The 21420-nt window shown below is 45.7% G+C and carries 16 protein-coding genes, 1 tRNA gene and 2 pseudogenes; 9 read left to right on the top strand and 10 right to left on the bottom strand.

Annotated elements, in window-relative coordinates:
- The first annotated feature begins 4 nt into the window (after positions 1-4).
- The 3 genes from dnaE (at position 5) to tilS (ending at position 6102) form a co-directional block, all read left to right on the top strand.
- Positions 5-3469: a DNA polymerase III subunit alpha gene (gene dnaE / locus ACX5KA_RS04910; RefSeq protein WP_458730551.1), complete on the top strand. Its 3465-nt coding sequence runs from the start codon at positions 5-7 to the stop codon at positions 3467-3469.
- A gap of 68 nt (positions 3470-3537) precedes the next feature.
- Positions 3538-4494: an acetyl-CoA carboxylase carboxyl transferase subunit alpha gene (accA, locus tag ACX5KA_RS04905; protein ID WP_014948567.1), complete on the top strand. Its 957-nt coding sequence runs from the start codon at positions 3538-3540 to the stop codon at positions 4492-4494.
- 282 nt (positions 4495-4776) lie between these two features.
- Positions 4777-6102, top strand: coding sequence for a tRNA lysidine(34) synthetase TilS (gene tilS, locus ACX5KA_RS04900; RefSeq protein WP_458730550.1), 1326 nt, complete (start codon positions 4777-4779; stop codon positions 6100-6102).
- A gap of 126 nt (positions 6103-6228) precedes the next feature.
- On the opposite strand, the gene ACX5KA_RS04895 is transcribed toward tilS, so the two are convergent.
- Positions 6229-7128 carry a GGDEF domain-containing protein gene (locus tag ACX5KA_RS04895; protein ID WP_458730549.1) on the bottom strand — a complete coding sequence of 300 codons (900 nt, stop codon included), beginning with the start codon at positions 7126-7128 and terminating at the stop codon, positions 6229-6231.
- 261 nt (positions 7129-7389) lie between these two features.
- Here ACX5KA_RS04895 and ACX5KA_RS04890 point away from each other — a divergent pair, with 261 nt between their 5' ends.
- A complete protein-coding gene (locus tag ACX5KA_RS04890) occupies positions 7390-9357 on the top strand; it encodes a cation:proton antiporter domain-containing protein (protein ID WP_458730548.1) in 1968 nt (655 codons plus the stop codon).
- A 60-nt stretch (positions 9358-9417) separates the two neighbouring features.
- Here ACX5KA_RS04890 and ACX5KA_RS04885 read toward each other — a convergent pair whose 3' ends face one another.
- Positions 9418-9645, bottom strand: coding sequence for a hypothetical protein (locus ACX5KA_RS04885; RefSeq protein ID WP_052235510.1), 228 nt, complete (start codon positions 9643-9645; stop codon positions 9418-9420).
- Between the two features lie 324 nt (positions 9646-9969).
- Between ACX5KA_RS04885 and tadA the strand changes: the two genes are divergently transcribed.
- Entirely contained in the window at positions 9970-10593 is a 624-nt protein-coding gene (gene tadA, locus ACX5KA_RS04880; protein ID WP_342324629.1) for a tRNA adenosine(34) deaminase TadA, read from the top strand.
- A gap of 102 nt (positions 10594-10695) precedes the next feature.
- Here the strand turns inward: tadA and ACX5KA_RS04875 are convergent, their stop codons facing one another.
- Together ACX5KA_RS04875 and mltF are read right to left on the bottom strand one after the other, a co-directional pair.
- Positions 10696-10851: a hypothetical protein gene (locus ACX5KA_RS04875; RefSeq protein ID WP_014997583.1), complete on the bottom strand. Its 156-nt coding sequence runs from the start codon at positions 10849-10851 to the stop codon at positions 10696-10698.
- Between the two features lie 282 nt (positions 10852-11133).
- Positions 11134-12537, bottom strand: coding sequence for a membrane-bound lytic murein transglycosylase MltF (mltF, locus tag ACX5KA_RS04870; RefSeq protein WP_458730547.1), 1404 nt, complete (start codon positions 12535-12537; stop codon positions 11134-11136).
- A 176-nt stretch (positions 12538-12713) separates the two neighbouring features.
- Between mltF and purL the strand changes: the two genes are divergently transcribed.
- Both purL and ACX5KA_RS04860 read left to right on the top strand, forming a co-directional pair.
- Positions 12714-16601, top strand: a complete 3888-nt coding sequence (gene purL / locus ACX5KA_RS04865) for a phosphoribosylformylglycinamidine synthase (protein ID WP_458730546.1) — start codon at positions 12714-12716, stop codon at positions 16599-16601.
- Between the two features lie 259 nt (positions 16602-16860).
- Positions 16861-17001, top strand: coding sequence for a hypothetical protein (locus tag ACX5KA_RS04860; protein ID WP_012517588.1), 141 nt, complete (start codon positions 16861-16863; stop codon positions 16999-17001).
- A 157-nt stretch (positions 17002-17158) separates the two neighbouring features.
- Here ACX5KA_RS04860 and smrA read toward each other — a convergent pair whose 3' ends face one another.
- The 6 genes and pseudogenes from smrA to ACX5KA_RS04830 form a co-directional block, all read right to left on the bottom strand.
- On the bottom strand, positions 17159-17746 hold the full coding sequence (gene smrA, locus ACX5KA_RS04855) for a DNA endonuclease SmrA (RefSeq protein WP_458730545.1): 588 nt from the start codon (positions 17744-17746) through the stop codon (positions 17159-17161).
- Between the two features lie 254 nt (positions 17747-18000).
- Positions 18001-18126, bottom strand: coding sequence for a hypothetical protein (locus ACX5KA_RS04850; protein WP_458730544.1), 126 nt, complete (start codon positions 18124-18126; stop codon positions 18001-18003).
- Between the two features lie 130 nt (positions 18127-18256).
- Positions 18257-18331: transfer RNA gene (locus ACX5KA_RS04845), tRNA-Arg, on the bottom strand.
- Between the two features lie 211 nt (positions 18332-18542).
- Entirely contained in the window at positions 18543-18905 is a 363-nt protein-coding gene (locus ACX5KA_RS04840) for a hypothetical protein (RefSeq protein ID WP_458730543.1), read from the bottom strand.
- Positions 18871-19320, bottom strand: a complete 450-nt coding sequence (locus ACX5KA_RS04835; RefSeq protein ID WP_458730561.1) for an Ig-like domain-containing protein — start codon at positions 19318-19320, stop codon at positions 18871-18873. Before ACX5KA_RS04835 ends, ACX5KA_RS04840 begins: the two co-directional genes overlap by 35 nt.
- A gap of 15 nt (positions 19321-19335) precedes the next feature.
- A pseudogene (locus ACX5KA_RS04830) lies at positions 19336-19476 on the bottom strand (Ig-like domain-containing protein); the annotation flags it as partial.
- Between the two features lie 181 nt (positions 19477-19657).
- On the opposite strand from ACX5KA_RS04830, the gene istA reads away from it, so the two are divergent.
- The gene (istA, locus tag ACX5KA_RS04825) at positions 19658-21202 is read left to right on the top strand and encodes an IS21 family transposase (RefSeq protein WP_008111092.1); all 1545 of its coding nucleotides are present in this window, start codon (positions 19658-19660) and stop codon (positions 21200-21202) included.
- Between the two features lie 28 nt (positions 21203-21230).
- Positions 21231-21401, top strand: a pseudogene (locus ACX5KA_RS04820) (ATP-binding protein); the annotation flags it as partial.
- Positions 21402-21420: the final 19 nt, after the last annotated feature.

The raw sequence follows: 21420 nt of genomic DNA, 5'->3' as shown, positions 1-21420 counted from the left end.
CATCATGTCATCGCCATTTATTCATTTACGTGTTCACAGCGACTTTTCGATGATGGACGGCCTGAATAAGGTTAAACCTATTCTAGGTAAAGTGGCCGCGCTTGGCATGCCTGCCGTGGCGATCACCGACCAAATGAATATGTGTGGCTTGGTAAAGTTTTATTCCGAGGCACATAACTTAGGTATTAAGCCCATCATCGGCACTGATTTTTGGGTTACTAATGAAGTCTTTGGCGATGAACCTTTCAGACTAACCCTTATTGCGATGAATAATGAGGGATATAAGAACATTACTATTCTTATCTCCAAGGCCTATCTTCGCGGGCACCTCTCACACCGAGCGGTCATTGATCAAGAATGGTTGGCAGAGCACAGCGAAGGTGTGATTGTGTTGTCAGGCGCACAGCACGGTGACGTTGGTGTGGGTTTAATGAAAAACAACGCCAAAATTCTCGACAGTGCCCTTGAGTTTTATCAAACGCATTTTCCCGACCGCTTTTATTTAGAGCTGATTAGAACCGGTAGACAAGGTGAGGAAGATTACTTGCACCTTGCCGTGGAACTTGCTGAGCTGCGCGGCTTACCCGTGGTTGCCACCAATGAAGTGTGCTTTATTGACCGTGAAGGCTTTGATGCTCACGAAATTCGTGTATGTATTCATGATGGCTATACGCTTGATGATAACCGCCGCCCTAAACGATACAGCGACCAGCAATATCTGCGCACTGCTGAGGAAATGGTTGAGTTATTTAGCGACATTCCTGAAGCCATAGAAAATACGGTTGAAATTGCCAAGCGCTGTAACGTTACCGTACGGTTAAACGAATACTTCTTGCCACAATTTCCAACTGGCGGCATGACCACCGAAGACTTCTTGGTTAAGGTGTCAGAAGAGGGGTTGGAAGAACGTCTAGAATTTCTATTCCCCGATGAAGAAGTGCGCAAAGCGAAACGTCCAGAGTACGATGACCGACTTCGCATTGAGCTTGAAGTTATCAACCAAATGGGTTTCCCAGGCTACTTCCTTATTGTAATGGAGTTCATTCAGTGGAGTAAGGATAACGGAATTCCGGTAGGACCAGGGCGGGGTTCTGGTGCGGGCTCATTAGTGGCCTATGCCCTAAAAATTACCGACCTAGACCCGCTTGAATTCGACTTGCTATTCGAACGTTTCTTGAACCCAGAGCGTGTATCCATGCCCGACTTCGACGTCGACTTCTGTATGGATAGACGAGACGAGGTAATCGATCACGTTGCTGAGCTTTACGGGCGTCAGGCGGTATCGCAGATCATTACGTTTGGTACTATGGCGGCAAAAGCGGTTGTACGCGACGTAGGCCGTGTACTTGGTCACCCTTACGGTTTTGTAGACAGGATCTCAAAGCTTATTCCACCAGATCCAGGCATGACGCTTGAAAAAGCGTTTAAAGCAGAGCCACAGCTACCAGAAGTTTATGAAAGCGATGAGGAAGTGAAAGACCTTATCGATATGGCGCGAATACTTGAAGGGGTTACCCGAAACGCGGGTAAACACGCCGGTGGTGTTGTTATTGCGCCAACCACAATTACTGATTTCTCGCCTTTGTATTGTGATGACGAAGGTAAAAACCCCGTAACCCAGTTCGACAAAAACGACGTTGAAACGGCGGGCTTGGTAAAATTCGACTTCTTGGGTCTTCGTACGCTGACTATTATTCAGTGGGCAATAGATATGATCAAAGAAGGGAAGAACGTTGATGTCGATATCAGCGCTATTCCTCTTGAAGATCCTAAGAGTTTCAGAACCCTTCAAAACGCCGAGACAACTGCGGTATTCCAGCTGGAATCTCGTGGTATGAAGGAGCTAATTAAGCGCCTTAAACCTGACTGCTTCGAAGATATTATCGCACTGGTGGCCCTGTTCCGTCCGGGCCCGCTGCAATCAGGCATGGTAGATAACTTTATTGATCGTAAGCACGGGCGTGAAGAAATTTCCTACCCCGATGCTGAATATCAGCACGAGTGCTTGCAGGAAATTCTAGAGCCCACCTACGGCATTATCTTGTATCAGGAACAGGTAATGCAGATAGCCCAGGAAATGGCGGGCTACTCACTGGGTGGCGCTGACTTGCTTCGTCGTGCGATGGGTAAGAAAAAGCCTGAAGAAATGGCCAAGCAGCGCGGCACGTTTGCCGAAGGTGCGAAGGGCAATAATATTGACCCAGACCTAGCGATGAAAATCTTCGACTTGGTAGAAAAGTTCGCGGGTTACGGGTTTAACAAATCTCACTCTGCCGCTTATGCCTTGGTGTCTTACCAAACCCTGTGGCTGAAAGTGCATTATCCTGCGGAATTCATGGCGGCGGTAATGTCGGCGGATATGGATAACACCGATAAAATCGTGACGCTTGTCGATGAATGTGAGCGCATGGGCATCGAAATACTGCCGCCAGATTTAAATGCAGGTAAATACAAATTTACCGTCGATAGCGAAGGCCGCATTGTTTACGGTATCGGTGCGATTAAAGGGGTAGGTGAAGGCCCAATTGAAGCGATTATTGAAGCGCGGGAGACCCAAGGGGCATTTAAGGATCTATTTGATTTCTGCGCCAAGATAGACATTAAACGGGTAAACAAGCGAGTGCTAGAAAAGCTAGTATTAGCGGGGGCAATGGACAACTTAGGCCCCCATCGCGCTAGTCTTATGGCGAGCTTACCCGAGGCCCTTGCCGCCGCTGGACAGCATGCAAAAGCCGAGTCTTTTGGTCAGTCAGACATGTTTGGCCTACTGACTACCGAGCCAGAAGACGTGAAGCAAGCGTTTGCCGACGTCCCTGAGTGGCCTGAAAAAGTATGGCTAGAAGGTGAAAAAGACACGCTGGGCTTGTACTTAACCGGCCACCCCATCAATCAGTACGCGGAAGAACTGCGTTACTACACCGACGGTCGATTAGTTGATTTAAAACCAACCAACAAAGACCAAATGGCCAGTGCGGTAGGATTGGTACTTGGCGTACGCGTAATGACGAACAAGCGGGGGCGTCGCTGGGCCATAGTGACACTGGATGATAAGAGTGCCAGAATAGACGTACGTTTCTTCCCAGATATGTACGAACAGTTCGAAAGTGTGTTAGAAACTGACAGAATATTGCTTATAAAGGGACAGGTCAGCTTTGATGATTTCTCTGGGGGCAATACAATCACCGCCCGTGATGTAATGGACATTGTTCAGGCACGAGAGAAAAACGCGAGAGCGCTGGCACTTAATATTGATACCCAGCTGCTTGAACCGAAGAAAATGAGTCAGATGCAATCTATCCTGCAGGCATTTAACGGCGGAAGTTGTCCTGTTCAGTTAGCGGTAACCCATCCAGACGCGGAAGTAACCTTGGCGTGTGGTGCAAGATGGTACGTTACCCCTGAAGACCAACTTTTGCACGATCTCAAACAATGTTTGGGAGACAAAGCCGTTTCAATTCTCTACCATTAGGGGCAAGAGGTCGATAGATTGGACATCTCGCGTTTGCATAGACGAGCGTAGTACGAATAGGACATGAAATGAGTATACAGTTTTTGGACTTTGAACAGCCAATAGCCGAACTAGAAGCAAAAATTGAAGAGCTTAGGTTGGTGAATCAAGGTGGCGAGTTTGACGTTGGTATTGAAGAAGAAATCAATAAGCTTCGCGGTAAAAGCGCAGAGCTGACTAAAAAGATCTTTTCTGATCTTGGCGCATGGCAAGTTTCTCAACTTGCACGTCACCCAATGCGTCCTTACACGTTAGATTACATTCCTCGTATTTTTACCGAATTCGACGAGCTAGCTGGCGACCGCGCGTTCGCTGACGATAAAGCGATTGTTGGTGGCCCAGCAATGCTTGATGATCAGCCTGTGATGATTATTGGTCATCAGAAAGGGCGTGACACCAACGAAAAAATTAAGCGTAACTTCGGTATGCCTAAACCAGAAGGCTACCGTAAAGCTTTGCGTCTTATGAAGATGGCTGAGCGCTTTAACATGCCTATCATCACTTTTATCGATACGCCGGGAGCGTATCCAGGTGTTGGCGCTGAAGAGCGCGGCCAAAGTGAAGCAATCGCGAAAAATTTATTCGAAATGGCTGAGCTTACTGTTCCAATCGTGTGTACCGTAATCGGTGAAGGTGGTTCAGGTGGTGCACTAGCGATTGGTGTTGGCGATCGCGTTAATATGCTCCAATATTCTACGTACTCAGTTATTTCACCAGAAGGTTGTGCGTCTATTTTGTGGAAAAGCGCAGAAAAAGCCCCACTTGCTGCTGAAGCGATGGGCGTAAGTGCGCCACAGATTAAAGAGCTAGGCCTGATTAACAGTATTGTTGAAGAGCCTTTAGGTGGTGCGCATCGCGATCATAATGGCATGGCGGCTAATTTGAAGGCGGTCATTAAGCAGCAGCTTAACCAGCTTAAAGAGCTAGATAAGACTAAATTGATGGAAGAGCGTTACCAGCGTTTGATGTCGTTCGGTTATTGCTAAGCTCATTATAAGTTCATTAAGAAAACTATCATGAAAGGTGCATTTAGCCGTTATGTACAGCTGCGTTCTATCAGTTTAAACGCTTGCTATAAAAACTAGCAAGCGGCGGCTTAATTCATGTCGGTCATGTAATGTCGTATACGAACAAGGGGGTTGTTTACCAAAGGTAACCAACCCCCTTGTGTTATTAGAAAGTGTGTTATTAGAAAGCCAGTGCTTAGCCAAATACAAAGTTAAACCTCAGTAAAATATAGCGTTGAAAGAATAAGGTATTACCGGTCTGTGACCCCTCTACAATCCCCAACAATCGAACATATCGTCAACCGCATAGCGACATCTCTCACTGATGTAGAGCTACCACTTCAAACGCCACTCGTCGTTGCTTACAGCGGTGGTGTGGATTCGACCGTTCTGCTCCAAGCCGTTATTGCGTATAGGGAGCAGTTTGATAGCCCAATTCATGCTGTACATGTACATCACGGTTTAAGTGATAATGCCGAACAGTGGGCAAAGCACTGCGAATTACAGTGTCGTCTTGAAGACGTAGCATTTCATTTGTATCGAGTTGATGTTGATACGGGGTCGAGAAAAAGCCTAGAAGCAGAAGCGCGTAAGGTTCGATACAACGCATTGTTAGAAGTGTGTGACCAAATAGGCGGTGTACTGTTATTAGGACAACATGCCGAAGATCAGCTTGAAACCGTATTGCTCCAGCTCAAACGCGGTGCTGGTCCTCAGGGCTTAGCGGGTATGGGAGAAGTTCAGTACCGAGGTGACACCTTGATAATGCGCCCTATGCTAGCACTAGAGAAAGCCGAGATTGTGGCTTATGCCGAAGAGGAAATGTTGCAGTGGGTTGAGGATGAATCTAATCAGCAAAATAGCTTTGATAGGAACTTCTTAAGGAACGAAATTATACCTCACTTGCTGGCGCGATGGCCTAAGTTGACCAAAACCGTGGGGCGCAGCGCCGAGCTTTGTGCTGAACAAAGCGCACTAGTCAGCGATTCTGCCCAAAAATATTTTGAAGATTGTAAACGTTCAGATTTAAGGCTAAACGGGCCAAAGCTTGCTGCATTGTCGTTACCGTGGCAGGCTATGGTCATTCGCGCGTGGTTTCGAGCTAAAGGCGAGCTGTCGCCGTCAAAAGCACAGACAGACCAAGTTCTCGCAATGCTAAAGGCAAAGCACGACGCAACCCCTGAAGTAAACTTTAAATGGGGCAGGGTAATACGGTTTGACCAAGACCTTTATTGGGTGGTGAACGCTACTCATGAAGTACCGCAAAACCTAGAATTAGCGCCCAACCAAGATATCGCGCTTCCTTGGCTTAGAGGCCATATTCGAATTGCAGTGCCAAAAGCGCGAGAAGAAGATACCGTTTCTCTGCAAACCAATGCTCGCAACCTTAAAGTAAAGCCAGAAAATGCGAACGTATCTAAGTTGCTGAAAGAATGGTTTAAGGTATGGCGCGTGCCAAGGTGGGAGCGAAACGGCGTGCCGGCAATCTTGATTAACGACGAGCCCATCGCACTGATTGTTGAAGGACGGTGTGTTTATCTGCAGCCCAAAGCGCCAGATATAGAAATAACCTTTAGTCTCGACTGAATCTATGTAGCACTAAAAGTGCCTTTTTTTGGAAAGGGCTAGATACTCTTGTTTATGGTATCCATGGCAATAATGTGCAAAAGCGGCATTGCTTTGCCGCCATCCTGATAAATTCAAATCGCGACGTTACGCTGCGTGATAGCTATTTTTGCCAGAGTTTTTCACGCGATACAGGGCGTTGTCAGCACGGTCAAACAAGCTGCTTATCGTGTCGCCGTCGCGATAAATCGCGCCACCAAGGCTGGTTGATATTCCTAAGCGAGACAAGTAGTTGGAGCTATTTATGCTCATTTGTATTCGTTGAGCGGCGCACGCTAATTGTTGCTGGGTCTGGCAGTCTAACAAGCAACAAAACTCATCGCCGCCATAGCGGAACGCTTCGTCTTCATCACGCAAAACATTAGCTAAATGTGATGCAACATGGACAAGTACTTTGTCACCTTCACTATGACCAAAATTATCATTCACGTATTTAAAGTTATCTAAGTCGATCACCAAAAGTGCGAAAGGGTCGTCGTGTCTATGCGCCCAACCGAGTTGTCTTGTCATTGACTGCTCAAAGCCCGCACGGTTACCCAAGCCAGTTAACACATCTTTAGTTGCCATCTGCTGCACACGCATCAATGAAAGAGCGTGCTTTACTTGTTTTCCAAATAAATCATGCAGTTGGAATAGACTCTCCCGTTGCGATAACGATAAGGGTGAACTAATGTAATAATAGACATGAGCTTGATCGCCATTAACGGCATTAGCACCTTGTAGTGGTAAATCCATCAGTGTTGACGATATTTTTGCATTACCGTACACCCAACGGGAGTCAAAATCAGATAAGCTGAAACCAACAACCGGCAGTAACGTATTTAGCTGCTGAAAATACACGCCACCTAGCTCTTGTAGTTCAAGCGTAGAAAGTAGCTGCGTGATAAAGCCTGATAATTCACTAAAAGAGAGTGATTTACCTGTGCTCTCAGCAGGGTAAAAATTGTTATGTTGTGTGCTATCGTAGACTGACGTTGAAAAATCCACAGTAGTGCCCCTATACAAAATGCGTTGGTATGCAAAGAAACAAGTGTCAAAGCCCTGACGTTTCTGTGGCCACAATCGCATTTTCGCGATATTTATGACGATCACAGCGGCAAAACTTGCCGGATCTGCATTTGTAAAGGGGATACTGCAAGCTAAATGCCAACAACATGATTATGGCGCTAGTCTTTAGCTTAAAACGCAAAGCCGTCCTGTTTGACGAGTTTTTTTACGAATGGAAGTGAACGTGTTCTAGGAGGTTACGTGGGAACGAGTTTTTTGAATATCGTAATACTGATGTTTATATCGGTATGTGCCGTCGCATTATTTAAACGCATTCATCTCCCTCCAATTCTTGCTTACCTCTTTGCCGGAGTGCTCGCTGGTCCACAATTACTTTCCGTGTTTGCACACCCAGAAGAAATGCACCTGCTCGCTGAAGTAGGCATAGTGTTCTTACTCTTTTCACTAGGTCTTGAATTTTCGTTACCTAAATTGTTGGCAATGCGCTCTTTAGTATTTGGCGTGGGACTCGGGCAAATGTTATTCACTACTGCAGTGTTTACCTGTGTTCCTCTGTTTCTCGGTATTCCAATAAGTGCGTCCATCATTATTGGTGGTACGCTGGCGTTAAGCTCAACCGCTATTGTAATTAAGCAAGCCACCGAAATGGGTATTCTTAATAACAGGCGTACACAGTTAGCGGTGAGTATCTTACTCTTTCAAGATTTAGCGGTGGTTCCTTTCCTAATTGCTATTCCTCTTTTAGCACAAACTGGCGAGGTAAGTATTGCGCTAGCTTTAGGCGAGGCGTTGCTTAAAGGTGTGTTTGTCATTGCGTTTCTAATGTCAGTGGGTAAGTGGTTACTACCTTGGGTGTTTAGAGAGGTAGCAAGAACAAGGACTGACGAGCTGTTTGTTCTGACCACTATATTGATTGCCCTATTGGCAGGAGGGCTAACTTATTACTTCGGGCTATCCATGGCGCTAGGCGCTTTCTTGGCGGGTATGATGTTGGGGGAAAGCCAATACAAGTATCAACTTGAAGCCGACATTCGTCCGTTTCGAGATATTTTAATGGGGTTATTTTTTGTTACCGTGGGTATGCAGTTAGAACTCACTGTACTGTGGAACAGCCTGTTTGAGATTGTTTTTGGCGTTTTTGCTTTGATGATAGCTAAAGTCATTTTAGTAAGAGGCGCATCTCTATTAGTTAAAACCGATGCAATAGATGGCTGGTCTGCTGGGGTTAAACTTTGTCAGATTGGCGAGTTTAGTTTTGTAATTGCTGCGCTTGCTACGACACACGGCGTGCTAACGTCTGAGCAGTCATCGCTGATTGTGTGTATGGGTGTAATCAGTATGGCGTTAACGCCCTGGCTTATGAATAACAGCGTCACCATAGCAAGACGCATTGTTAACAAGGATATCTCGTTCGATGACAATGCGAGCTTTGGTAGTGCAGAGCCGTTAACCAACCACGTCATTATTTGTGGGTTTGGCCGCGTAGGACAGTCGGTAGCTCGCATGCTGAAAATGGAAGGCATTCATTTTGTTGCTATAGATATGGACCCTGTCAGGGTGCACGAGAGTCGAAATGCGGGAGAGCCCGTTATTTTCGGTGATGCGAGTCAAAAAGATATATTGATTAATGCCAATGCAGAAAGCGCCAAGCTTGTGCTTGTTACCTTTGATCAAGTCGATAAGGCGAAGCAGGTGATAACGCAGACACGCAGTATAACGAACACTACTGATGTCATGGTGCGTACTAAGCGAGATTATCAACTAGAAAGCTTGTATAATGCAGGCGCTAATCAAGTCGTGCCCGAGTTACAAGAAGGCAGCTTGATGTTGGTATCGCAGGTGCTCCACTATGCTGGTGTGCCGATGTCGCGAATTTTGAAACGGGTTCGCGCTGAGAGGAAAGGTCGTTATGATCATCTGCATGGCTTTTACCCGGGAGAAACGACAGAAATCACCTACGGCACCGAAGACAAGTTAGAGTTTATCCATGCTGTGGTGTTGTCCGAACATGCGTCCTGTATTGGCAAAGCCATAAAAGATATTGATTTTTCGAGAATGCGAGTGGCGATTAAAGGGTTAAGGCGGGATGGAAATGAAGTTAAAGACCCAGATCAAGATGCTATTTTGAAAGCCCATGACGTACTGGTGATCGCGGGTAAACCCCGTCGGGTAGAGCGGGCGGAACGCAAGTTACTAGAAGGGAGCTAGCGCGCATTTAAATGTAGCGCGCTTGCCGGAGAATAAGTGTTGCATTATGTGAATTAAAACTTAGGCAACGCGGTCGCTTTCTAAGTCTGCAAATTGCTTTTTTAGGTCGTAGCGCTCATCTGTCACTATCTTCTCGAGCACTGAAACACGCTCCTTAAGTTCTGCAATTTCGGCTTTGTAGGCTTCGGTCTCTTTACTGCTAAGTTTCTTTTTACTTTTGTCTTTTGCACTTTCGACAATGGTAACTAACGCCCAAGCACAAATGGCTACTATTGCAATCGCTGTCATGTCCACGGTGGTATCCCTCACAAATGGCTTTAAAAGAGTGTAGGTGAAAATTTGGTTTGTTGCCTAATTCACCCAGTATTTTGTCAAATACGTATTGGTAATAATTACTGCATTGCTTCAAGTACTATAGTGGTTATCTAATATGGTTTTTAGTAAAAAATGTAACCAGTTAAGTCCTTCACACCAGCAGTGTTATAATGAGAGATTGCAAGTAGGTTGCCAAGTGACAAAAGTCATTACATTCTAACAAGTTAGAATGTTTACCTAAGCTAAAACAAAATAATTTTTAATGAAATTCACCAAGTAAAGTAGCAAAATTGACGAATGAGTGACCAAAATAGCAACTGTTCATCTTCAGACTTAGGCCTTGTAAATAAGCAAGCGCTGCAACCAGAAGCTGTGCAAGAACAGCAGGCTGTAATTTCTACGGAAGAAATCGTGACGCAAGAAGACGAGATGTGGATGAGACATGCACTCGCGTTAGCTGATAAGGCTGAATCGCACGGCGAAGTGCCTGTTGGTGCCTGTGTGGTGTTAAACGGCAAGCTTATAGGTGAAGGGTTCAATACCCCGATAACGGATAACGACCCGTCTGCCCATGCAGAGCTGCGCGCTGTTAAAGAAGCCGCATCTTTTGTACAAAATTACCGACTTATTGATGCTACCTTGTATGTTACGTTAGAACCTTGTTCTATGTGTGCAGGTATGCTTGTGCATGCACGAGTAAAGCGTGTGGTGTTTGGTGCTAAGGATGCGAAGACTGGCGCTGCAGGTTCAGTAATGAACCTCTTACAACATCCTGCGCTTAATCATCATCTTGAGATCGTATCTGGCGTACTAGCTGATGAGTGCGCTGACAAGTTGTCAGGTTTTTTTCGCAAGCGCAGGAAAGAGATCAAGGCAGCCAAAAAGGCGAAACGATTGCTAGAGGGTGATGCTTCAAGCTGATTTTATAGCTTTGTATGAAGACGTGCTTATTAGCGTGTTCGCCTTTTGGGTTAGTATGATTTACAGGTTAAATCATAAAGAACCAAACAGCATAAAGTTAGCTTAGCTAGGTGTGCGGGTTAACTGGGTGAACATATCACTCGTAACAAATAGCTTGCGGCGTTGAAGTACTTTTTGGTGACAACGCTTAAGCATAAGTCTGCGTCTATTGTTGTTTTTCAATTTTATTCCTTTTTTCATAAATCGATTTTTTTTCATTTACTTTCCTTTCTCATATTGTGGGCACTCCTTGCTTGCCGAGGCCACTTTCTTCCGTCATACAAAGCGCTTTGTTTTTTGGCTCGAGCCCCGCGTTTATCCAGGGGAAGCCTAAGAGAGCGTGCGCTCTTAAAGTGCCTAAGCTCTTTGGATGCTAATTATCGTTAAGAAAAACCGTTGTTTAGAGAAAGTAAGTCAGCGTCTGACTAACTTCCTTTAAGAGTACGGCATAAAGATGACATCGAAATGACAATTTTCAATAGAATGAGAAAACGAACAGCATTAAATTTTTCCCTGTTCGTCTAGCCAAACTAAGCTGTCGTAATAGCGACGAATGTTTTCGACGTATTGCAACGCTTCATCGCCTCTGGCATAGCCATAGCGTGTAGTGCGGTAATATTTCTTTTGCCTCAATTGTGGCAAGCGGCGTTTCACATCTACCCACAAGTCAGGGTTACCGCCCTGTTGCTCGGTAAGTACCCGCGCATCTTCTAAATGACCCATACCGATATTATACGACGCCATGGCCATCCAAGTTCTATCAGGCTCGCTTATTCGCGCGGGTATGCGATTGAGTAAACTGGCAAAATAACGCGACCCTCCGCGAATGCTTTGTTCGGGGTCGGTTCTGTCATCCACATCCCAGTCACTTGCTGTATCCAGTGTTAACATCATTAGTCCGCGGACCCCAGTTCTTGAAATGGCGTCACTGTCCCAATGACTTTCTTGATAGCTCATGGCCGCAAGTAATCGCCAGTCTAAGTCACCAGCGTACTGTTGAAATAAGGGTTTGTATTGGGCTAGAGCTGTCTCGGCGGCATAATTAAAGGCGCGACTGTCGACGTAATCAAACTGGCGAATATGACCAAAGTATTTGTCTTCTAACACCGTAAACCAGCCTGACTGATGTACGGTACCAAAGTATTCTATCAGTGCTGCTTTCACCGAGTCGTCTTGATTTAATGGGAGCGCCCACGCCATCGGCATATCTTCATTAAGCGTTTTGGCTACGGCGAGGTTAGGGTAGCGTCTGCGCTGTAAGGCCAAGCGGTTGCTATCGGCAACTGTGTATGCGATGTCGCCATTAGCAACCTGCTGCAATAGTTCTTCAGAGTCAGAATCTTCAGTAGTGACGACTTCGGTTCTTAATGAGACTTTCTGGCTATCTGTTTCTTTATCGCTAAAACCGTTAAGTAAATCTGAAAGTAGGTGTGCTTGGCTGCTTCCTGCAACTGCAATAATAGGGGAGTCGAGTGCTAACAGATCTCTTGGTTTTGATGTGCCTGCCTGAAAAACCAGCTCTTGTTTCACGTGTTGATAGGCCGGCCCGTAAGCGAAGCGGCTTTTAAGCGATGGCGTCACTGCATCGCCAGTTGCGACAATGTCTAGGTTACCTTCTTCTAATTGTTCCAGCATGACTTCGTAGCTGTAGAACGGATACAGGTCGAGCGTTACGCCAAGGTAATCGGCAAAACCCGCCAGTAATTCATATTCAAAACCTTGTGGGCCTCCTGCGCCGTTATAAAATGTCCCTGCACCATAAACGGTTCCCACCCGAATAGATTCTCGTTCCAATAATGAAGAAAGGGCAGTGGGTACGGAAGGAACACCACAACTTATAACAGCAATAGATAATATGATTATTAATTGTAGTTTTAATCGTTTTTTATAGTCTTGTGACTGCATAGACCTTTACTTGTTGTCATTAAACCATCTAAGTTTAAAAAAAAGTTCATGTAAGCGCGTTATGAGGTTACTTACTGCGCATAATTACTCTATAATCCGCGCCGAAATACTCATCAATCCAAGAGGCAACGCGTCGCATTGGTGGTCGTTGTTTCTAACAAACCAGGTAAATCAATATGTTGGTCCTTCGAGGCGCTCCTGCACTATCAGAGTTTAACCAAACTAAACTGATTGCAAAGCTGGGTCAATCCGGCGTTAGGGTTAAAAACCTATATAGCGAATATGTTCACCTAGTCGATTCCCAAGGTGACTTGTCTAAGCAGCAAATAGAGATACTCGAGAAGCTGCTAACTTACGGCCCCGCGAGGCAAGCACAAACCCCTTCTGGAACCTTCTTCCTCATTACTCCTCGCCCCGGCACTATCTCTCCCTGGTCTTCTAAAGCCACCGACATCGCTCACAACTGTAGTTTAAAAAGTATTAATCGCATAGAGCGTGGATGCGCGTTTTATATCGAAACAGAACATGCTGTGAGTGAAGATGATTTTGCACTTATCGCTAGCTTCTTACACGACAGAATGACTGAGTCAGTGTTTACGAACACTGAAGAGGCGGCGGTATTATTTGCTCACACCGAAGCTAATACTTTTACCAGTGTAGATGTATTAGGCGAAGGCAAAGACGCGCTAGTTAATGCAAATGTGTCGTTAGGCCTTGCATTGGCTGATGATGAGATTGACTACCTGTTTGACAGCTTTACTAAGCTAGGCAGGAACCCGACTGACGTTGAACTTTATATGTTTGCGCAAGCAAACTCTGAACACTGTCGTCACAAAATTTTTAACGCTAGCTGGACCATTGACGGCGAGGACCAAGAAAAGTCGCTGTTTAAAATGATCAAAAACACCTACGAGTTGTTACCTGATCACGTGTATTCAGCTTACAAAGACAACGCAGCGGTAATGGAAGGGTGGCAAGCTGGTCGTTTCTTCCCGAACCCTCAGTCACACCAATACGAATACCATCATGAAAATATTGATATTTTGATGAAGGTAGAAACCCATAACCACCCAACGGCAATTTCACCTTTCCCAGGTGCGGCAACAGGCTCTGGTGGTGAAATCCGTGATGAAGGTGCTACTGGTCGTGGTTCAAAACCTAAAGCGGGTTTGGTTGGTTTTACCGTATCTAACTTACGTATTCCTGGTGCTGAGCAGCCGTGGGAATTTGAATACGGCAAGCCACAGCGTATTGTAAGCGCCCTTGATATTATGCTTGAAGGTCCACTAGGTGGCGCTGCGTTTAACAACGAGTTTGGTCGTCCTGCGCTACTGGGTTATTTCCGTACCTTTGAGCAAGAAGTCAATAGCTTCAACGGTGTTGAAGTGCGCGGCTATCACAAACCTATTATGTTAGCTGGTGGTTTAGGTAATATTCGTCGCGAGCATATTGAAAAAGGCGAAATTACGGTAGGCGCTAAGCTTATTGTGCTTGGCGGCCCTGCAATGAACATTGGTCTTGGCGGCGGTGCAGCCTCATCAATGGCATCTGGCCAGTCAAACGAAGATTTAGACTTCGCTTCAGTACAGCGAGACAACCCTGAAATGGAGCGTCGCTGTCAGGAAGTGATTGATGCATGTTGGCAGCTAGGGGATAACAACCCTATTCAGTTTATCCACGATGTGGGCGCAGGTGGTCTTTCAAATGCACTGCCTGAGCTGGTTAATGACGGTGGCCGCGGCGGTAACTTTGAACTTAGAAAAGTATTGTCAGATGAGCCAGGTATGACACCTCTGAAGCTATGGTGTAACGAATCTCAAGAGCGCTATGTTTTATCTGTCGCGCCTGAAAATTTGCCAGTGTTCGAAGCAATTTGTGCCCGCGAACGCGCGCCGTTTGCTGTGGTTGGTGAAGCCACTGCCGAGCAGCACCTAAACCTGAACGACAGCCAGTTTGACAACAAACCAATCGATATGCCTCTTGATGTACTTTTAGGCAAGCCGCCTAAAATGCACCGCGACGTAAGCTCGACCAAGGTTAGCTCGCCAGCGCTAAACGAGGCAGGCATTACCTTAAGTGATGCAGCAAATCGCATTTTATCTTTGCCTACCGTGGCAGAGAAAACCTTCCTTATCACCATTGGCGACCGCTCGGTTACCGGCCTTGTAAGTCGCGATCAAATGGTAGGCCCATGGCAGGTGCCAGTGGCAGATGTGGCGGTTACTGCAACAGCGTTTGACACCTACCACGGTGAAGCGATGTCGATGGGTGAGCGTACGCCCGTTGCGTTACTATCGCACGGCGCGTCTGCGCGTCTTGCTGTGGGTGAAGCGTTAACCAATATTGCCGCAGCAAACATCGGCGATATTAAGCGCATTAAACTGTCTGCAAACTGGATGGCAGCAGCCGGACACCCCGGTGAAGATGCAGGTCTATATGAAGCGGTTAAAGCCGTGGGTGAGGAGCTTTGCCCAGAGCTAGGCCTAACCATTCCTGTGGGTAAAGACTCTATGTCGATGAAAACGGCATGGAATGAAAACGGTGAAGATAAAGCGGTGACTTCTCCGCTATCACTCGTTATCTCTGCCTTTGGCGCAGTAAAAGATATTCGCAAGACCCTAACGCCTCAGCTACGTACAGACAAAGGCGCAAGCCGCTTGCTGCTACTCGATTTGGGCGAAGGTAAAAATCGCTTGGGCGCGAGCTGCCTGGCACAAGTCTATACTCAGCTTGGTGATAGCCCAGCAGATGTGGTCTCTGCAACTCGCCTTAAAGCCTTCTTTGACGCAATGCAGACGTTAATTGAAAAAGGCTTGGTGTGTGCTTATCACGACCGTTCAGACGGTGGCCTGTTTACCACCGTTGCTGAAATGGCCTTTGCTGGTAAAACAGGTGTAAGCATTAACCTTGATAGCCTAGTTGGAAACGACATTGCCGTATTGTTCAATGAAGAACTAGGTGGCGTAATCCAAGTGCTTGAAAGCGATATGGATGCCGTTAACGCAGTACTGACTGAATTCGGTTTAACTGAATTGACTCACGATATCGGTACGCTTAATAGCACTGACATGATTGAGTTTAGTCGCGGTGGCGTTGCTGTACTTGCAGATAGCCGCGTATCTATGCGTACGACGTGGGCACAAACCACGTTTGAAATGCAGAAACTGCGTGATAACCCTGAGTGTGCTGAACAAGAACACGCGGCAAAGCAAGATGCTGCCGACCCAGGTTTGCATGCTGCGTTGTCTTATGATGTAAACGAAGACGTAGCAGCTCCCTATATTGCCAAAGGTGTTAAGCCAAAAGTGGCGATTTTAAGAGAGCAGGGCGTTAACTCGCATCTTGAAATGGCAGCGGCGTTTACTCGTGCTGGCTTCGATGCTATCGATGTGCACATGAGTGACGTGTTGGCTGGCCGCATTACCCTTGAACAGTTTGCGGGCCTTGCGGCTTGTGGCGGTTTCTCTTACGGCGATGTGTTAGGTGCAGGTGAAGGCTGGGCAAAATCTATATTGTTTAACAGCATAGCTCGCGATCAGTTTGAAAGCTTCTTTAACCGGAACGACACGTTCAGCTTAGGTGTGTGTAACGGCTGTCAGATGCTATCGAACCTTAAATCATTGATTCCTGGCACTGAGCACTGGCCACATTTCGTGACCAACCAGTCGGCGCGATTTGAAGCCCGTGTTGCAATGGTCGAAGTGATGGAATCTAAGTCTGTGCTGCTTGATGGCATGGCAGGTTCGCGTATGCCTATTGCTGTGTCGCACGGTGAAGGTCAGGCTGAATTTGCCAATGACAACGCGCTATCGCAAGTAGGCGCGCAGGTGGCGATGCGTTACGTAGACAACTACGGCAAGCCAACCATGCAATACCCGGCTAACCCGAACGGTTCACCACAAGGGATTACGGGCTTAACTTCACTAGACGGGCGAAGCACTATTATGATGCCTCACCCTGAACGTGTATTTAGAGCCGTTGCAAACTCATGGCGTCCAGACGATTGGCAAGAAGACGGTGCGTGGATGCGTATCTTCAGAAATGCCCGTAAATTTGTTGGGTAATAAAACACGCTTATTTTGACTAAAACAGGGGAAACCCCTGTTTTAGTCAGTAGAAAAATACTGTTTAATAAATATACATACTATAAATAGGCGTCAAAGCTTTGGCAAAGTGTCAAAAATCTGATTTTTGCCCTTGTCATCAGTTTGTCACTGATCTATTGTAGTGCAAGCAAGGATTGCATCTAGGTTACAGGAGTTGAGTTAGGGTTGTACCAGTATTTGGCATTTGCTTACTGGTTTTAATAATAAGAGACGACCAATGAATCGTTCTTCAAAAGGGTTTGGCTTAACCGGAGTGGCTGTAGCTGTAGTGCTGATGTTCGTAACTGCTGTTTTTAGCACATCTGCGAAGTCTGCCGAAGCTCCAACAACGCTAAGTGTGCTGTCTTCAGTTAAGTAGTCTGAAAGAAAAATTCTAACGCCCGTATCAAGTTACTTGATACGGGCGTTAATCATTGGGGCTATGAAAAAACTTTTGGCTTGTTGCGTTTTATAAAAAAGCTTAAAACGAGACGAACGAAATGCACAGCCGAAGCCTGCAAAACTTGTCTCTCACTTTATCCTTTCTTATTTTTTTCTCGGTTAATCAGTTTTTGCTGAGGGTGCTTTTTCAGCAACACATAAGTAGCACCAAATCCGCCATGCATAGGCTGTGCGGTATGAAATGCAATCACTTCATCTAGCTCTCTTAGCCAGTGATTAACATAGCTTTTCTTGAGTGCTGGAAATGGCTTACTATTTTCACCGGTTCCATGTTTTATGAGCAGGGCACGAACCCCACGTTCGTGACTTGATTTAATGGTGCTATAAATTAGGTCGCGGCTTTGCTCCAGTGTCTTTCCTGATAGCGTTAGGTTGGTTTCCAACGGATATTTACCAAGACGCAGTTTTTTAAACACACCATCTTGTATGCCTGGCTGCTGGAAATGTATAAAGTCATCAGGCGGTACTGGCTTTACACCATCCATGCTCAGTGGATTAGCGAGTTTGTCGCGAACGCTTAACTTCAAGGCTGCTCGCTTTTGTTTTTCGGCGAGCGCCTTTTCAGGGTCGTGCAGTAAAGCCTTATCGTCTGATGCGATAGGTTTAACATCCTGCATTTCTGCAAAAAATGAATCGATATCGTCGTTTTTAAATTGGCTCATTTTTATCCCCATACAGGTTACTTCATTTTATGCGTTGGTTAGCGTTGGCGTGGATACATTATCCGTAACCGTCCTTACCTAATTGTGGCATGTTTTGTTTAAGTTAATTGTACTGCGGCTTACCAACACTGGTGATATAGGTTACTTATACGTTATTCAACGTGAGTTGATCCACATTGTTTTGCTTAGCGGTGACATTAAATGTGGTCACCCATTAGGGGTGTTAGGTGGGGATGGGTTTTAAAAAATCACGTTTAATAGATAGCGCCTGGTTCAGATAGCGCTTCAATCGCGTCCCATTCTTGTTCAGTAAACGGGCTATCTTCTTCTGGCTGCGCATTGCCTTCAGCGTCATTTTGTTTAGGGTAGTTGAAAGTCATAATGCTCTCCTGTTTCGGAAAGTATTACCTAAATTAGACAAAATACAACCAAAGTAGTGAGGGGCAACTGATTTTTAGTAGGGAAAATGTATAGACATCTTTACTTTATTGCCAAAGAGAACATTAAAAGTGGCGTCCCCAGCTGGAATCGAACCAACATCTAAGCCTTAGGAGGGCCTTGTTTTATCCATTAAACTATGGGGACCTAATGCGTGACACCTACATTATACGTAGTTCGATAAAATACGAAACCCTTATATTAATCAATGATGTGCAGCTGCTTCGAGGGAAATCTTTTATACCTTTTAAATTCGGTGGTTGTACAGAGAAGACAGACGTTATCGGTTTATCATTTCACAAGCAAAAAAAGCCCTGATGCAATGACATCAGGGCTTTAAGGTTTAAACTAGGCTACGTTAAATGTCGGTAGGCGGTAGTTTATCAATGGCTGTCTTGAGCACGTCTGACTCCGTAGGTGAAGCCGTTCCAATATCGCTGCCACTTTCTTTAGACGTATCACCAGCAACGGTCTCAGTCCCACTTAAAGAAGTGCTATCGCCAGTTGCGTCAGCAGACGTTGGCTCGGTAGCAGGTAGAATTAAATCTTCAGGTGGAAGATCGATATCGACTACATCAACCGTAACTTCAGTGACAGGACCTCCCGAAACAATATCACCTTCTTCAGGAAGGGTGATTGTGTCTTCCGGTATTGTTCCTGAAGTAACAGGCTCAGGCGCTGTAGTTTCAGGCGTTGTTGAAACAGGGTCGCCAATATCCACAGTCGTTGCTGGTGGTCTCTGGCGGGTTCACCGTCACCACAGGCTCACCCATATCAACGGCGTTACCGTCGTTTATAGCATCGAGGGCCTGAACGACGACATTTTGACTTGCCGTGCTCGCCGAATTACCGACCTCATCTGTCACTGTCGCCACTACGGCATAGGTGCCTGCTGGTAGCGGTGTGCCAGTTAAATCCAGGCTCCAGTTGCCGCTGCCATCAATAGTAAGTTCAGGGTCAGTGCCAAAGGTATAGGACGTTCCATCAACGGTAACAGTTAGGGTAGTATTGTCACCAAGGTCCACCGTTCCATTAAAGATAAGCGTGCTATCGCTAGTTATAAAGTCTCCAGCCACGCCAGAGTCGTTTGAAATACTATCGAACGTCACCGTTTGGCCATTATTGTTTTCATCAATACTGGTATCGATAACAATCGAACCTGTAGCTGAGTCAGAATTACCCACAGCGTCCGTAGCGGTAACCGTTGCCGTATAATTACCTTCAGCGAGTAATGCGACAATATTGTCAGCTAATGTCCAGGTACCGTTACCATTATTGGTAGCGGTGTAGTCATTCCCGTCTGCGTATTCTCATGCATCGCGATCACCTAATACTATCTAAGCCGATCACTTTTCGGTCAAAATGGTATTGAGTGATCGGCTTGAATGGTATCGTTCAATTTGTACACGTTTTTGTCTAGCCAGTAGGTGTTTTTAACCGTTATTCTTTTCATTTTTGATGATGAGAATGACCATGCCAACGGCACCTATTTCAATGCGTAAACTTAAAGAGATTTTAAGACTAAAATACAGCTGTAAACTCAGTCATCGTCAGATAGCAACAAGCTTATCTGTTTCACCCTCAATCGTGTCTAAATATGCCTGTAAATCAGCAGAGTTAGATATTACTTACTGGCCGCTTGATGAGAAGTGGGATGATCACGCTCTGCAACAAGCGTTCTTCAAAACAAAGCCTCGATTAAAGGGCTTTACCATTCCTGACTGGTCGTTAGTTCAGCAAGAGCTTCGGCCTAAAACCATGACGTTGTTGCTGCTTTGGGAAGAATACAAAGAGCGGCACGCGGAAGGTTTTTACAGTTACACTCACTTCTGCCGTCAGTACAAGGCATGGCTTAAATGCCAAAAACCCTCCATGCGACAAAATCATAAAGCAGGTGAAAAACTGTTTGTGGATTACTGTGGCCCAACCATGAGTATTGTTGATACAAGTACAGGCGAATGTCGTACTGCACAAGTGTTCGTTGCGGTCATGGGTGCATCAAATTATACCTATGCCGAAGCGACTTACAGCCAGAAACTCGAAGATTGGGTGATGAGTCACGCCCGTTGTTTTGAGTTTCTTGGCGGTGTTCCTGAGCTAATAATTCCTGACAACCTTAAAAGTGCCGTCACCAAACCGTGTCGATATGAGCCTGACTTAAATCCAACCTACCAACAACTAGCGACACATTACGATACGGTCATTGTGCCCGCTAGACCCTATAAACCAAAGGATAAGGCTAAGGCTGAAGTGGGTGTGCAAATTGTTGAACGTTGGATAATGGCGCGCCTTCGCAATGAAACCTTCTTTAGCTTGCGTCAATTGAACCTGAAAATACAAGCATTACTGGTCGATTTAAATCAACGTAAAATGAAAAAGCATCCTGGCTCACGGCTCAGTCAGTTTGATGCTATCGACAGACCTGCACTCAAACCACTGCCTACACAGCCTTACAGCTATACCTTAGTAAAACAGGTGAGCGTGCATATTGATTATCATGTGGAAATTGAAAAGCACTACTACTCAGTGCCACATACCTTAATTAAACAAAAGCTTGAAGCCCATGCCTCCGGGAAGTTGGTGACACTCTACCATCAAGGCATACAAGTCGCTGTTCACCCCAGATCATACCGAGAAGGTGCGCACACCACGCTTGATCTGCATATGCCTATCGCTCATCAAAAGCAGCAACAATGGACACCACAGCGGTTCGAACGCTGGGCGAGTAAATTTGGCACATCAACTGAGCAGTTTGTTATGCAATTGATGCAAGCTAAAAAACATCCAGAGCAAAGCTACCGTGCTTGTATGGGGTTATTAAGCCTAGGTAAAAAGTTTAGTGATCAACGTCTTGAAGCCGCCTGTCATCGCGCATTAACCACAGGTGTTACTCGCGTTAAACAAGTAAAGACTATCTTAGAAAAAGGCTTGGATAAACAACCCTTGCCACAAGCTCAAGGTGATTTACTACAAGATATTGATCATAAAAATATCCGTGGCAACCACTATTACCATTAATAAAAATTAACAAACCATAGGAAGACTTATGCAAAATATCAATCAACAAGTTAATAATCAGTTAAGTAATTTAAAGCTAAGCGGCATACGTGATGCGCTATTGCAGCAATACGAGCAACCCAATTTATACGTTGAACAAAGCTTCGAAGAGCGGCTAAGTTTATTGCTTGAACATGAAATAACGCAGCGTGATCATCGAGCAAGGCGTTGACGGCGGT

This window comes from Alteromonas alvinellae, assembly GCF_902705805.1.
The sequence above is the reverse complement of the archived record's forward strand: the minus strand, read 5'-3'. Positions and strand labels throughout refer to the sequence as shown.